The organism is Melioribacteraceae bacterium (assembly GCA_035362835.1).
Classification (GTDB): domain Bacteria; phylum Bacteroidota; class Ignavibacteria; order Ignavibacteriales; family Melioribacteraceae; genus DSXH01.
This window is the reverse complement of record DAOSDY010000005.1, coordinates 92,888-106,419: the sequence shown is the minus strand read 5'-3', so window position 1 is coordinate 106,419 and position 13,532 is coordinate 92,888. Positions and strand designations below refer to the sequence as shown.

General features: G+C 37.9%; 14 protein-coding genes and 1 tRNA gene. 9 read left to right on the top strand and 6 right to left on the bottom strand.

From position 1 onward, the window contains the following. Positions 1–62 precede the first annotated feature (62 nt). Positions 63–1,133, bottom strand: coding sequence for a branched-chain amino acid aminotransferase (locus PLZ15_14650; protein ID HOI30982.1), 1,071 nt, complete (start codon positions 1,131–1,133; stop codon positions 63–65). Between the two features lie 268 nt (positions 1,134–1,401). Here PLZ15_14650 and PLZ15_14645 point away from each other — a divergent pair, with 268 nt between their 5' ends. The 4 genes from PLZ15_14645 (at position 1,402) to PLZ15_14630 (ending at position 6,202) form a co-directional block, all read left to right on the top strand. Further along, positions 1,402–2,238 carry a universal stress protein gene (locus PLZ15_14645; GenBank protein ID HOI30981.1) on the top strand — a complete coding sequence of 279 codons (837 nt, stop codon included), beginning with the start codon at positions 1,402–1,404 and terminating at the stop codon, positions 2,236–2,238. A 10-nt stretch (positions 2,239–2,248) separates the two neighbouring features. Then, positions 2,249–3,928, top strand: a complete 1,680-nt coding sequence (locus PLZ15_14640) for a cation:proton antiporter (GenBank protein HOI30980.1) — start codon at positions 2,249–2,251, stop codon at positions 3,926–3,928. A gap of 31 nt (positions 3,929–3,959) precedes the next feature. After that, positions 3,960–4,730 (top strand): ABC transporter permease, encoded by a 771-nt coding sequence (locus PLZ15_14635; protein HOI30979.1) that lies wholly within the window; start codon positions 3,960–3,962, stop codon positions 4,728–4,730. 248 nt (positions 4,731–4,978) lie between these two features. Next, complete coding sequence (locus PLZ15_14630; protein ID HOI30978.1) at positions 4,979–6,202, top strand: aminotransferase class I/II-fold pyridoxal phosphate-dependent enzyme; 1,224 nt, start codon at positions 4,979–4,981, stop codon at positions 6,200–6,202. Between the two features lie 21 nt (positions 6,203–6,223). Here the strand turns inward: PLZ15_14630 and PLZ15_14625 are convergent, their stop codons facing one another. From PLZ15_14625 to PLZ15_14605, 5 genes are all read right to left on the bottom strand, one after another. After that, entirely contained in the window at positions 6,224–6,586 is a 363-nt protein-coding gene (locus tag PLZ15_14625; protein HOI30977.1) for a cupin domain-containing protein, read from the bottom strand. A gap of 24 nt (positions 6,587–6,610) precedes the next feature. Continuing rightward, positions 6,611–8,839, bottom strand: a complete 2,229-nt coding sequence (locus tag PLZ15_14620; GenBank protein ID HOI30976.1) for a heavy metal translocating P-type ATPase — start codon at positions 8,837–8,839, stop codon at positions 6,611–6,613. 3 nt (positions 8,840–8,842) lie between these two features. Then, positions 8,843–9,046: a heavy-metal-associated domain-containing protein gene (locus PLZ15_14615; GenBank protein ID HOI30975.1), complete on the bottom strand. Its 204-nt coding sequence runs from the start codon at positions 9,044–9,046 to the stop codon at positions 8,843–8,845. Positions 9,047–9,148: 102 nt separating this feature from the next. Next, positions 9,149–9,676: a hypothetical protein gene (locus tag PLZ15_14610; GenBank protein HOI30974.1), complete on the bottom strand. Its 528-nt coding sequence runs from the start codon at positions 9,674–9,676 to the stop codon at positions 9,149–9,151. An 82-nt stretch (positions 9,677–9,758) separates the two neighbouring features. Then, a complete protein-coding gene (locus tag PLZ15_14605; GenBank protein ID HOI30973.1) occupies positions 9,759–10,352 on the bottom strand; it encodes a hypothetical protein in 594 nt (197 codons plus the stop codon). 250 nt (positions 10,353–10,602) lie between these two features. Here PLZ15_14605 and PLZ15_14600 point away from each other — a divergent pair, with 250 nt between their 5' ends. From PLZ15_14600 to rsmH, 5 genes are all read left to right on the top strand, one after another. Continuing rightward, positions 10,603–10,911 (top strand): HU family DNA-binding protein, encoded by a 309-nt coding sequence (locus PLZ15_14600; protein ID HOI30972.1) that lies wholly within the window; start codon positions 10,603–10,605, stop codon positions 10,909–10,911. A gap of 10 nt (positions 10,912–10,921) precedes the next feature. Next, positions 10,922–11,698 carry a tetratricopeptide repeat protein gene (locus tag PLZ15_14595; GenBank protein HOI30971.1) on the top strand — a complete coding sequence of 259 codons (777 nt, stop codon included), beginning with the start codon at positions 10,922–10,924 and terminating at the stop codon, positions 11,696–11,698. Positions 11,699–11,817: 119 nt separating this feature from the next. Beyond that, a tRNA-Thr gene (locus PLZ15_14590) sits at positions 11,818–11,890 on the top strand. 274 nt (positions 11,891–12,164) lie between these two features. Next, positions 12,165–12,614 carry a division/cell wall cluster transcriptional repressor MraZ gene (gene mraZ, locus PLZ15_14585; GenBank protein HOI30970.1) on the top strand — a complete coding sequence of 150 codons (450 nt, stop codon included), beginning with the start codon at positions 12,165–12,167 and terminating at the stop codon, positions 12,612–12,614. Beyond that, positions 12,611–13,531 carry a 16S rRNA (cytosine(1402)-N(4))-methyltransferase RsmH gene (rsmH, locus tag PLZ15_14580; GenBank protein HOI30969.1) on the top strand — a complete coding sequence of 307 codons (921 nt, stop codon included), beginning with the start codon at positions 12,611–12,613 and terminating at the stop codon, positions 13,529–13,531. The genes mraZ and rsmH overlap by 4 nt, the downstream gene beginning before the upstream one ends. The last annotated feature ends 1 nt before the right edge of the window (position 13,532 follow it).

The following is a 13,532-nucleotide window of genomic DNA, read 5'->3' as shown; positions in this document are numbered from 1 at the left end:
CTGGGATAGTTAAAAAAAACGGCTGTTACTAGCAGCCGTTTTTATTGGAGAATTTTGATTTGTTAATCGATGTAAGTCAACCAACCGTGTTTATCTTCAACTTTGCCGTACTGGATTCCGGTTAGTTCTTCATAAAGTTTAGTTCCTAATTCGCCCGGTTTACTCTCATCAAACATCAGGAGTTTTTCGTTATACTTCAGTTTGCTGATTGAAGAAATAACGGCGGCAGTACCGGTTCCGAAAATTTCCTGGAGCGTTTTGCTTTCGTAACCGCTTACAACTTCCTGAATTGAAATCAATCTTTCGTTGATATTGTATTTCCAGTCCTTCAACAGTTGTATAACTGACATTCGGGTAATGCCGGGGAGAATTGAGCCGTTTAAAGCCGGAGTAACCACTTCATCTTTAAAGCTGATGAAAATATTCATAGCCCCGACCTCTTCAACAAATTTTTGTTCAACACCATCGAGCCAGAGTACTTGAGAAAATCCTTCTTTCTTAGCTTCTTTTTGAGCGAGCATTCCGGCTGCGTAGTTACCTGCAGTTTTTGCTTCTCCCATACCTTTTCTTACCGCGCGAACATACTTATCTGTTACAAGAATCGGAACCGGAAGGAATCCTTCAGGATAATAAGGACCGACAGGACTGAGCATAATAATCAGTTTATAAGTTTCTGATGCCCTAACGCCGAGTAACGGTTCGGTAGCGAACATTACAGGACGGATATAAAGAGAATGACCAGGCTTTGTTGGGATCCAGTCCTGTTCAAGCTTAATAAGTTCCAGAAGGGAATTGAGTACGAATTGGGGATCAACTTCCGGGATGCACATTCTTTTTGCTGAACGGTTCAATCGCTCAATATTTTTTTCCGGACGGAAAAGTGCTATTCTTCCGTCAACCTGTTTGTATGCTTTAAGTCCCTCAAATATCGATTGTCCGTAGTGAAGAACTATAGCCGCCGGGTGAAGTTCTACTTTGCTGAACGGTTTAATTGTTGCGTTGTGCCATCCGCCGAATTCGGGATCGTAATCCATTTCGAAAACGTGGTCAGTGTAGACTTTCCCGAATACCAATTTCTCCGGTAATACTACTTTTGTGTCTCTTTCCAGAATATCAAGAGTTAATTCGTTCATATCTCTCACCATAATTTTTAAAATTAATTGGATCTTACTTCATTTAGATGTTATATAAAATAAAATGCCCGGATATATTTTCCGGGCATTATTCATAGATGAAAAATGATAATGACGATAATCAATAACGATATTTTTAATCTCTGCTTCATTAATTAACTGGAGAAAACCAAATTCACTTTCTTCTACTTGAAATATATATGAATTTGGTATTAATTGGCAATAATAAAAGAATTACTTAATTTGAATCAAAAATCTGAATTGTAAAATGATATTTAAAAAAATCGGATTAGCAATTACTTTCTCGCCAAACGGTTTACCGTTAATTAAAACAGCCGTCCGTCTTAAAAATCTTTTTAATTCTCAACTCTATTTAATTCATGTCGGACATAGGTCGCCCCAGGTAGAATCTCAAATGAATTACCTTATTGAGAATTCTGGACTTACTCAAGAATCATTTCACATGATATGGCAGGAAGGTGAACCGGCCAAAGCAATTTTAAGAGCTGCATCTGAAAATAATATCGACTTACTGATTGCCGGAGCACTTGAAAAGGAGAGCGTTATCAAATACTACCTTGGTTCGGTTGCGCGTACGATTATGAGGGAAGCAAATTGTTCTGTACTTATAATTACAAGTCCCATTAGGGAATCCAGACCATTTAAAAAATTCTGTGTCTCGGTTGATTTCTCATCCATCGGTGAAACCACAATAAAAAAATCTTACGAATTTGCCAGGCTTGAAAAGGCCGAAGAGTTTATTCTTGTAAAAGAATTTGAAGTTCCAGGTCTTGCAATCACGGTATATGATACGGGTTCAACAAGCGACAACGAAAAGAGGAAACTGATCTGGCAGAAAGAGGAGGAGGAAAAATTAAAACTGTTTGCCAAAGAACTTAATTTAACCGGAATTAACTACTCTACAGTTGCCCTATTCGGAAAACAGGGCTGGGAAGCCAGAAACTTTGCAAAGAATAACGGAAGCGACCTTTTCGTTGTCCCTTCACCTCCTAAGAAACTTAAATTTTTTGATAAGTTATTTCAGCATGATCTAGAATTCGTACTTAGTCAGCTGCCCTGTTCATTATTAATAGTACGCGAGTAAGAGGAATTAATTGAGTATAGCCGAAACAACTGTATTCTTAATAAGTTTGAGCGTAATACTACTATTCGCGAGGGGATTCGGCGAACTCCTGCGCTATTTTAAACAACCTGTTGTCATGGGTGAAATAATTGCCGGAATAATTCTCGGGCCTACAATTCTAGGTACTTTTTTCCCGGAAACTTTCAATAAGCTTTTTAATCAATCAGATACAGTTACTATTGCTTTGAGCGGAATTACACTGCTTGGTGTTGTAATGCTGATGCTGGTATCCGGTCTGGAGATTGATCTAACGCTTGTAATAAGACAGAGCAGGTCTGCCGCAACAATTAGTTTTCTTGGTGTTCTTTTTCCATTCTCATTGGGATTTGTTGCTGCTTATTATTTCCCCGAAGAGCTCGGTATCTCAGAACTGAAAATGCGTCTGGTTTATGCACTTTTCATCGGAACAGCATTATCAATTACGGCGCTTCCGGTTGTTGCCCGTACCTTAATGGACCTTAATATTTTTAAAACTGAGATCGGTTTCTCAATTATTACTTCCGCGATGATCAACGACCTTATCGGCTGGATTATTTTCTCCATTCTTCTTGGAATGATGGGTGTTGGATCCGGGCACGGGCTTGAATTCAAATCATTGATAATCACAATCGTAATTTTTGTTTTTGTACTTCTGATTATTCTGAGAAAATTAATCCATTATTTGCTTCCGCTTCTCGAAAAATATACCTCATTCCCTGGCGGCGTACTCAATTTTATATTAATTGCCGGATTTATCGGTGCTGCATTTACTGAGTATATTGGTATTCATGCAATATTCGGTGCATTTATTGTTGGAATTGCAATTGGCGATTCTGCAAATCTTAAAGAGGGTACCAGGGAGATTATTAATCAATTTGTGACGAACATTTTTGCCCCTCTCTTTTTTGTATCGATCGGATTAAGAATAAATTTTATCGATAATTTTGACCTTTCCTTAGTTTCAATTTTTATTCTCCTCTCTTTCATTGGAAAAGTATCAGGGTCAACGCTCGGTGCACATTTAAGCGGATTTAATAAATACGACTCACTCACAATCGGATTCGGTCTAAATTCCCACGGTGCTATTGAAATAGTTCTTGGAACAATCGCATTTCAGGCCGGACTAATAGATGAGAAAGTATTTGTTGCACTCGTAATAATGGCTCTGGTAACATCAATCTCAAGTGCGCCGATTATGAGCTATTTCATAAAGAAAGGAAAAGAAAAATCCGGATTCCTTTCCTATTTAAAAACTAACAATATCATCTTCTCTGATGCTGAATCAAAAAATGAGATGATAACAGAATTGTGCAGGATTGTATCATCCGGCAATAAAATTGATTTTCAAATCCTTTATAACGAGGTGATTAGAAGAGAGGAATCCATGTCCACCGGATTGGTAAATTATCTGGCTCTTCCTCATGCAAGGATCGTATTAAACGAATCAATAGTCGCAGTTGGAATAAGCAGGAGGGGAATTGAATGGGACTCTCTTGATAAACTTCCTGCCAAACTAATTATTCTCCTTCTCACCCCGAAAGAAAAGCCGGAGATTCAGCTTCAATTACTCTCGGAGATAGCAAAGAAATTCGCTGATCCAGGACTCATCAATAATTTGTGCGAAGCTAAGGATCAAAAAGATTTTGTTTCCAAAGTAAAACAACTTTCTTAGTTTAATATTCGAATTTTATGGACTCTGAATATTGATCGGACTATTATCAATACTGGGCAGAAAAACACTCGATTTTTTTCAGGAGTGCGGTCAGGTTTTTAAGCTGCTTGCTGAAATAAACCGTTTTGCGCCGTCGTTATTTAAGAACAGAAAAAATTTTATTTATCAGATGGAACATATCGGCGTTAATTCGATACCGCTTGTAATGATAATAGCTGTTTTTACCGGAGCTGTTGCGGCATGGCAGGCTGCTTATCAGTTGAAAGGAATTGCACCTCTTTCATTTCTTGGAACCGCTACTAGCAGGGCAATTATTACAGAACTTGGACCCGTTCTAACTGCTATAGTTATTGCCGGAAGGGTCGGCGCTTCAATTGCCGCGGAAATCGGTTCGATGAAAGTAACCGAGCAGATCGACGCTCTTGATACAATGGGTATTAGTCCGGTCCGGTTTTTAGCTACTCCGAGGTTCTTTGCGGCGGTTACTATGATGCCTGTATTGGTGGTTTTTGCTAACGCAATTGCAGTAATAGGGGCCTATTTTATTTCCAATTTGTTTCTCGGCGTTTCATACAACGTCTTCTTCGAATCGGTTAGAAGATATTTTGAATTCAGCGATCTAATTTTCGGTCTTATAAAAGGGATGATTTTCGGGGGCGTTACCGCATTGCTTGGTTGTCATATCGGATTCAAAACCGAAGGGGGAGCCGAGGGAGTTGGGATTTCTACCATCCGTTCATTCGTACTAAGCTCTGCAATGATCCTCATTATTGATTATGTAATGTGGACCCTCATATTCTAAACCGGATTTTACGAAAGATTATTTTTAACCCTATTCAAATTTTATTTCAAAAAATTATTATGAGTTTAATAATATAAATGTAATTCTTACTGCCGATTTTCCCGGACGAAAAAAAATCCTCATAATCTGAAGTAAATATTTCTGTGTAATTAAAACAAAATGTTGTCCCTGCTTTCTAAATTGAAGTTAGTAAACAAATAGACTAATTTTTCCGGGCAACTATTTTTTTTATTGATTACGGAGTTATGATGACAAATTTTAAAATTAAACCTGCAATTAGAACCGAAAATGTTACTTATGCCGTTAGGGATATTGTTGTTTTAGCCAACGAAGTAGCCAAGAGCGGCAGGGAAATGCTCTATTTGAATATCGGCGATCCGAATCTTTTCGACTGGCAGCCGCCGAAACATCTGATTGAAGAAACTCATAAAGCAATGCTTAAAAATCTGAACGGATACGCACCTTCTTCCGGAATTAAAGAAGCCGTTAAAGCAATTGAAACTGAAGCCGATAAAAAAGGAATTAATAATGTTCAGGATATTTTTGTTACTACCGGCGCGAGTGAAGCTATTGATATCTGTCTTACCGCTCTTGTAAACGACGGTGAAAATGTTTTAACTCCTACTCCGGGTTATCCGCTTTATACTGCAATCCAGAGCAAGTTAATGATGTATGAAAATCCTTATTACCTGGACGAGAGCAACGGATGGCAGCCGAATATCGAGGATATTAAAAGTAAGATTAATGAAAAAACACGCGCTATTATTCTGATTAATCCGAATAATCCCACCGGCTCCAATTTTTCACCCGAAACTCTCAAACAGATTATCGATCTTGCTGTTAAACATAATCTTGTAATCTTTGCCGACGAGATATACGACAAGTTACTAATGGACGGGAAAAAACATACATCCATAGCTTCTCTCAATTCTGAAGTTCCGGTAATAACATTCGGCGGGTTATCCAAGAATTATATGGTCCCCGGTTTCAGAATTGGATGGGGAATTGTCAGCGGTAACAGGGAGGTTCTCAAAGATTATATAGAAGCTATTAATAAATTATTACGCGCCCGGCTTTCAGCTAATCATCCAGAGCAATACGGTATTGCGCCGTCGCTTCTCGGTGATCAGTCGCACCTTGAAGTCGCAATGAAAAAACTTACAAACCGCAGGAGTTTGACTGTTGAAATGATGAATGCAATTCCGGGAATTTCGTGCGTTGAGCCTGAAGGTGCGTTTTATGCCTTCCCAAGTATCCACAATATTTCCGACGATGCTCACTGGACTCGGGAACTGATTAAAGAAACCGGAGTAGTTGTTGTACACGGAAGCGGATTCGGACAGGTCCCCGGTACAAATCATTTCCGGATTGTTTTTCTGCCGCCTGAAAATATTCTGGAAAAGGCTTATAAAGCGATTTCGGAGTTTCATCAGAAGTATGTTGAAAAATTCGAAAAAGTACAGGTTAAGTAGTTACAATTGAAAAAGCGGGAGTTAATTCTCCCGCTTAACTCTTTCGATTGAAAATGCAGGGATGCAGAACGAAACATATTCGCATGGTTCATCAAACGGATTTGAATACCTGACGCGCGTTCCTTTCTTAACACAAATCGATTCACCTTTTTTCAGAATAATTTCATTTCCGTCAACTTCAAATTTTTTCCTTCCGGAAATAATAAATGTAATCTCATCGAACTCGGGAGTTTGAAATGGTTCCGACCAGCCTGCCGGAGCTATCATATGTGCAAAACTGTAATCCCCCGTATTAATGCTGGTTATACCGAAATGTTCTTCTATTACTTTACCATCGGTCGTCGGTACAATATGCGGCGACTTTTGTATTTCAAATTTACTCATCGTTTTTCCTCAATTCTTCTGTATTTAAATTTTTGCCTTTTTCAGTCTTAGTGAATTAGATACAACCGATACGGAACTAAGAGACATTGCCAGCGCAGCTATCATCGGATTGAGCATCCCGGCGGCCGCAAGAGGGATTAATACAACATTGTAAATAAATGCCCAGAACAAATTCTGTTTAATTGTTCTTAGCGTATGAGTTGAAAGATTGATCGCCTTTACCACACCCGAAAGGCTTCCCTTTACAAGAGTTATCTGCGAAGTTTCTATTGCAACGTCAGTACCTGTACCTATTGCTATCCCTACATCCGCACGAGCCAGCGCTGGTGCATCATTGATACCGTCGCCTACCATTCCTACAATTTCATTCTGTTGCTGATATTTCATAACAACTTCGGCTTTTTCGTTCGGTAATATCCCGGCTTTAAATTCATCAATACCAGTCTCCAAAGCAATCCTGGCCGCTGTTTTATTATTATCACCTGTAAGCATAACGGTTTTAAGTTTCATCGAATGTAATTTTGAAATCGCATGCGCACTGTCGTCTTTTATTCTGTCCTCGATAGAAATCAATCCTTTCAATTCTCCTTCTATTGCAGCACATATAACAGTTTTTCCTTCTTCCGCTAACTTGTTGTAATCTTTAATTCCGATCGCAGTTTTTACAGAATACTCATTCATCAGGTTTAAGTTACCTGCAATTACTGTTTTTCCATCTACAATACCGGTAATTCCAAATCCGGTCAAACTCATGAAAGACTCCGGTTTTAATAAAGGGACGCCATCGGATTTGGCTCTGTTGATAATTGATTTTGCCAGTGGATGTTCCGAATTAGATTCAAGAGATGCAATGAATTTTATTAACTGATCGGAATTAATTCCATAAGTAATTATTTCTGAAACTACAGGTTTACCTTCGGTGATGGTCCCGGTTTTATCAAAAACGAGAGTCGTAATTTTATTTGCCATTTCAATGCTCTCACCGTTGCGAATCAGAATTCCGTGTGAAGCTCCTAATCCTGTGCCTACCATAATCGCAGTGGGTGTTGCTAATCCTAATGCACATGGACATGCAATGATTAGAACGGCAACAAAATTTATAAGAGCATTATTGAATGAGTCTTCTCCTCCCGTAAAAATCCAGACAACAAATGTTGCAAGAGCAATTATAATTACTGCCGGTACGAATATCCCGGCAATTTTATCTACAAGCTTTTGTATTGGCGGTTTGGTCGCCTGCGCGTCTTTAACAAATTTAATTATCTGGCCGAGAACTGAATTATCCCCAGTACCGGAAACTCTGAAATTGAAAGATCCGTTTGTATTGATCGTACCGCCGATAACATTATCACCGATTCCTTTTTCGACCGGAATGCTCTCGCCTGTAACCATCGATTCATCAACAGCGCTGCTGCCCGAAATAATTTCCCCATCAGCAGGAATTTTTTCGCCCGGTTTTATTATTACAATATCATTCAGATTCAGATCGGAAATATTAATTTTTTTCTCATTTCCGTTTCGGATTATTGTAGCTGTTGGTGGTCTCAGTTCTAGTAGTTTTCTGATGGAATCGGTTGTGCGGTTTTTTGCTCTATGCTCCAGTAATCGCCCCGTTAGTATAAGTGTGATAATTACTGCCGACGTTTCAAAATAAACATGAATTGCCGATTCTTGCACTCCTGCGAAAGCGGGGAAAAGGGTTACCAGTGTACTGTATCCATATGCAGCACCCGTGCCTATTGCAACAAGTGAATTCATTTCAGCGGTAAAATGCTTTAAATTATTCCAGAAAATTTTAAAAAATCTTTTTCCTGAAATGAATATGACAGGAGTTGTTAAGATTAACAGGATTTTACGGGTATCTTCACTGTTAAGAAACCAGATCTTTTGAAAGAAAGAAAAGTCTGAAAGCATGCTGATTAAAAATACCGGGATGGTAAAAAGTAATGAGATTATAAATTCTTTTTTAAGCTCTATATAGGCACGATTCTTCTCCCCGGACTGCGATTCGAAACTTTCCGACTGTTTTTTTTCAAGAACTCCTACGTTAAGTTTATAACCGTATTCTTCAACAGTTTCGGCAATCTTGAGGAGATCAACATTCTCTTCTGTAAATTCAATGTTAACGCTCTCGGTAGCAAGGTTTGCAGTTACATTTCCGACACCGTTGAACTTACTTATGGTTTTTTCCACGCGGGTCACACAACTTGCGCACGTCATACCTTCTACTGGGATCTCGATTTTTTTCGGCATCTTTTAATTCTTTCTGACTGAATAACCGGCTTCTTCAATCGAACTGATTATTTCTTCTTCAGTGACTTTTGTCTCATCGAATTTAACCTCAGCCGAACCGATTTCCACATCGCAGGATTCCAGTTCCAGTTTTGCAAGTTCTTTTTTAACTGCCATTACACAATGCTGGCAGCTCATATTTTCAATTATATATTTTTTCTGATTCATGTTATATCTCTTTTTATGTTTGAAATTAATTTATAATTAGGGAAATCAAATAGGAAAACAGAAAAAATTCCTTTCCGAAGATTTTGGTGAAATGACTGAATATTATTTTTCGGGATTTTTCTTCTTAGTATTGAGCGTATACATATCGTTGTTTTCATTTTCGTCGTACTTATCCAATATCTGGTCGCCTAATGAAGAAACAATTTTTTCTTCTCCATAATTCTTTGCTTTCGGAGATTTTTGTTTTGTAGTAACATCTGGACTTTTCTGGCTGGATGTTTGCGGAGTTAAATTCTTTACGATTTCAATTCGGTCCGGTTTGGAAACCTGTTTCTTAATATTCGATTCCTTTTTAACTTCCTTTTTAGGCTGAACAATTGGTTTTACATCTTCCGGCTTCTTAATCTCTTTAATTGGTTTTGGGTTTCTATCAACAGGTCTTTGATGAGGGATCTGACCGGTAAGTCGTTCTACTATTCTTCTAATCGGTTTGCGCTCGGCAGCAGATGCTTTTGCAATTCGTATCTCAGCTGATTCAATCAAACCTTTTTTTTGCTTTATCTTATAGGTAATAAATGAAAAACTGATCACAACTACTGCAAGGATCGCAACAATCTTCAGAACGGTCACTATTATCGGGATTAATTCCATGAATTAAAAATAGGAAAATTAAATTATCCGGACAATTTATTACTTGGATACGACTGCTTAATTATGCGATGTGACTGGAGGAAGCTGCGTTAGCAGTTACTGCAACAAAATCATTATCAATATTATTGTCTGAATAGAAGCTAAGGATATTAAATTGCGACAAATCATTCAAATATTTTGCTCTGGATGTTTTTTTATAAACTCTATCGCCCTCATTTGTCCTGTATTTTTCGTTCTCATTCATCACTTCAATTCTGGATCTTTGTAAATATGTTTTAGGCTGTTTATAAATCCTGTTGCGCTCTTCATAATTAATTGTATTATCTGAGCGTCTTTCCCTGCCACCGTTTTTATTAATGGCTTGCTCGTTCTGGAAGTAATCTCTCGGTAGTATAACCGGACTATGAGCTGAATCAATATTCTGCGTTCTGCTGCTATTGTTCGCAATTACCTGTTTATTATAGATGGATGGATCGATTGCGACTCTCCTAACTATAGGTGCTGGATGCCTGATTTCCCTTTTTTTGATCTCTGCTTCTATAACCGGATTTGATTTACCTCTTGCCTTAAATGATAAATAAGAGATTGTGGTTACAATCAATAATAATCCAAAGAAAAGGATCAAACTCGTATATATAATCGGGACAAGTGACATATTTTCCTCTTAATTCCACATTAATCATTCAAACACCATACCACAATTTTTTTTGTGTTTCAGGCAATTTTCAAAGCTTAAGAATTCTAAATTCAGGAAAGTGTATTGCTTTGGGACATCTACTATGTTATGACGAAGTAATTTTTTCTTCTTATAAATTCCGCTAACTCCTTTTGCCGTTGGATTTTAATACGATTATTGATATTTTGCCACGCTAAAAATTAAGTATTGAAGTAAACAGAGGAAGAATATGACAAAAGCCGACATAGTTGAGAAAGTCGCTTTAGGGACCGGTCTTACAAAACTGGAGACCGAAGCAATAATCGAAGGATTTTTGAATACTGTGATCCATGCTTTGAGAGAGGGAAAAGGGATTGAAATCAGAGGATTTGGCAGTTATAAAGTTAAAAAGAAAAATGCCCGGTATGCCCGTAATCCTAGAACAGGTGAAAAAGTGTACGTTGGCGATCACTTTGTCCCTGTCTTTAAATTTTCCAAGGATTTTAAAAGTGCGGTCGATTCCGGAATGAAAGAGTTGAGTATAGAACAGGAAAGCTAGAATATTGAATATGACTACATTTCCAGAAAAAATAAATTGTTCAGTTTGCGGCGAAGAAGTTGATGTAAATGATAACTTCTGTTCAAGTTGTGGTGTCGTTCTTAAGAAAAAAACCAAGTCCGACTCCAGTAGAGGTACAAAAGGGATTGAAAGTAAAAGCAAAGATCTGAAAAATGAAAATTTTTCCGGAAGGAAATCGAAAGAGAACACTAAGAAAAATACTTCCGATTTAAAAAAGATTTCTTTTGTAAAGCTTTTCTATGTCGCTTTTTCCCTTTTGTTAGTTGGAATGGTAATTATCTTTTCTTCGGGTGTTATTGATAACGGGGGATCCGTTTCATCTTCTGCTCAAAATACTGATGATGTTCATAGCGGCGTTGATCTCCAGTATCTTCAAAGAATAAATTCGCTTGAAGAGGAATTAAAAGTAAAACCGGATAAATCGAAACTACTTGAACTTGCTCACCTTCTGAATGATTCTGGCTTAAAACCAAGAGCTATAGAAAAATATCAGGAATATCTAAAGATAGACCCGAAAAATGCTGACGTTCTGGTTGATATGGGTGTCTGTTATTATGAACTTGGAAAATATGATGATGCTCTGAGGTTTATGAAAGACGCACTCAAATTTCAACCGAAACATCAGATTGCTCACTTGAATATTGGCATCGTTTCCTTATCGGCAGGTATGCACGATGAAGCTGTTGATTGGTGGAAGAAGGCGGTCGCCATTAATCCTAATAGCGATGTCGGTAAACGGGCGCAGGAATTAATTAATTCACACTAATGGAGGTACAACATGCCTTGCGGCAGAAAAAGAAAACGCCATAAAATGGCAACACACAAACGGAAAAAACGTTTGCGTAAAAATCGTCACAAAAAGAAATTGAGATAATATTTCCTTAAGCCACCTTAGCTCAGCTGGTAGAGCAGCTCATTCGTAATGAGCGGGTCGTAGGTTCGAGTCCTATAGGTGGCTCTCAATTCTTTACTTCCCACAAATCAAGATTAATCATCCTCCCTAATTCTATCCTTGATCTTTAATTCTAATACTCGTTATCAATTCAGTGTTGACTTTATTTAGGTAGCCTTTAAATTCCTAAAATCCAGTTTTCTCCCTCATTGTTGCGTTATGTCAAAATCCTGATCTTTTTGGATTTTTTAGAAAAAAAATCTTGACAATCCCATACAAAATCAGTTATTTTGCATGCAAGTGGGTAATAGTGTTTAATTTTCCCAAAGAGTGGTGGAGAATGTTTTTAGGCAGCTTTAAATACTCGGTCGATTCAAAGGGTCGGATCAGCATACCGGCACGATTCCGTAAATACGTAACTCAGGAAGCCAACGATACATTTATTATTACAAGGGGCATTGTTCAGTGTATCGATATCTATCCGCAGGATTCCTGGAAAAATGAAGTGCTCGTTAGAATTAATCAACTCGATGATTTTGATCCAGATGAGTCGGCATTTAAAAGAATGTTGCTCGAATTAGCTGCTGAAGATAAACTCGATTCTCAGGCACGTCTACTCGTTCCTAAAAACCTTCTTGAGTTTGCGGGTATCGACAAGGATGTTCTGATCCTTGGTCAGAATAAAAAAATCGAAATCTGGAATCCAGCGGTTTATGAATCGCATAAAAAGGAAAATTTAAAACCGTTTGCTGAAATCGCTAAACAGGTGATGCAGAAAAAACCGAAATGAATCAACATGTGCCGGTTCTCTTAAAAGAGAGCGTTGATTTATTAGTTGGTAATATTCAAGGAATTTATTTCGACGGCACAATAGGTTTTGGCGGGCACTCTTCGGAAATACTGAGTCGGCTTCACAAAAAAGGGAAACTTGTTGCAACGGATAAAGATTTTGAAGCGTTTGGTTTTTGCAAAGAAAAATTCAAGCACGACAAACGCATCGCTATCTACAATACAGGTTTTTCCGATATCGATACTATATCAAAAATTGAGTTCATTGAAAAATTTGACGGCATCTTTGTAGATCTAGGGGTTTCTTCCTATCAGCTCGATAACATCGAATCGGGCTTTACTTTTAGAGAAGATGCACCCCTTGATCTAAGGATGAATAAAAACGCAGGTTCTCCTGCTTCAGACATCCTGAATAATTTTTCTCAGGAACTCATTTCACAAATTATCTGGAATTACGGTGAAGAAAAACTTGCCCGTAAGATTGCCCGACTCATTTCAGAAGAAAGGGAAAAACAAAAATTCGAATCTACGCTTCAACTGCGAAAAATAATTGAAAAGATTGTACCCGAAAGATTTCAATCAAAAACTTTATCAAGGGTTTTTCAGGCTCTTAGAATCTATGTGAATAATGAATTGGATGAATTAAAAATATTTTTAGATAAAGCTGTCAACCTTTTGAATATTAACGGGAGTATAGTTGTACTTACTTATCATTCCCTCGAAGACAGAATTGTTAAAGAAAAATTTAAGTACGAAAGCCTTGAATGCATTTGTCCGCCCGGCACTCCGGTTTGCATCTGCGGCAAGGAAAAAAGATTAAGAATTGTGAATTCAAAGCCAATTCTTCCAGGCGAAAACGAAATCAAAGAAAATAAAAGATCAAGAAGTGCAAAATTGAGAGCCGCTGTCAGGACTTGAT

Excerpts from the sequence above, each read along its gene's own strand:
- PLZ15_14595 (HOI30971.1), top strand. The coding sequence starts at position 10,922 with ATGACTACATTTCCAGAAAAAATAAATTGTTCAGTTTGCGGCGAAGAA.
- PLZ15_14615 (HOI30975.1), bottom strand. The coding sequence starts at position 9,046 with ATGAATCAGAAAAAATATATAATTGAAAATATGAGCTGCCAGCATTGT.
- PLZ15_14620 (HOI30976.1), bottom strand. The coding sequence starts at position 8,839 with ATGCCGAAAAAAATCGAGATCCCAGTAGAAGGTATGACGTGCGCAAGT.
- PLZ15_14625 (HOI30977.1), bottom strand. The coding sequence starts at position 6,586 with ATGAGTAAATTTGAAATACAAAAGTCGCCGCATATTGTACCGACGACC.
- PLZ15_14650 (HOI30982.1), bottom strand. The coding sequence starts at position 1,133 with ATGAACGAATTAACTCTTGATATTCTGGAAAGAGACACAAAAGTAGTA.
- rsmH (HOI30969.1), top strand. The coding sequence starts at position 12,611 with ATGAATCAACATGTGCCGGTTCTCTTAAAAGAGAGCGTTGATTTATTA.
- PLZ15_14600 (HOI30972.1), top strand. The coding sequence starts at position 10,603 with ATGACAAAAGCCGACATAGTTGAGAAAGTCGCTTTAGGGACCGGTCTT.
- PLZ15_14630 (HOI30978.1), top strand. The coding sequence starts at position 4,979 with ATGACAAATTTTAAAATTAAACCTGCAATTAGAACCGAAAATGTTACT.
- PLZ15_14605 (HOI30973.1), bottom strand. The coding sequence starts at position 10,352 with ATGTCACTTGTCCCGATTATATATACGAGTTTGATCCTTTTCTTTGGA.
- PLZ15_14645 (HOI30981.1), top strand. The coding sequence starts at position 1,402 with ATGATATTTAAAAAAATCGGATTAGCAATTACTTTCTCGCCAAACGGT.
- mraZ (HOI30970.1), top strand. The coding sequence starts at position 12,165 with ATGTTTTTAGGCAGCTTTAAATACTCGGTCGATTCAAAGGGTCGGATC.